Source organism: Pseudomonas sp. TJI-51, assembly GCF_000190455.2.
In the GTDB taxonomy this organism is placed as follows: Bacteria; Pseudomonadota; Gammaproteobacteria; order Pseudomonadales; family Pseudomonadaceae; genus Aquipseudomonas; species Aquipseudomonas juntendi.
Window position 1 is genome coordinate 1 of the sequence record NZ_AEWE02000162.1, and the last position, 236, is coordinate 236.

Annotated in this window: 1 pseudogene; it reads left to right on the forward strand. The window is 49.2% G+C overall.

Going from position 1 to position 236, the window contains the following annotated elements:
• Window positions 1–90: 90 nt before the first annotated feature.
• Window positions 91–236, forward strand: a pseudogene (locus tag G1E_RS29970) (response regulator); the annotation flags it as partial.

Genomic DNA, 236 nt, shown 5'->3' on the forward strand with positions numbered 1-236 from the left:
GGTTAGTAGACCACTACACTTTAGCTCCCATCGACGGGGTACCGAATGATTGAAACACTGCTGAGTCATTCCAACGGCTTGGAGAGGCTGATGAAACTCGCTGTAGAGGGATTGTCGTTATCAGAAAAGGTGGTCGTTGTCATTGAAGACGACCCTACGCTTCAGACCCTCTTGGAGAATATTTTGATCGAGTTGGGCGCCGTCTGCGATGCTTTTGATAACGCCGAAGATGCCTT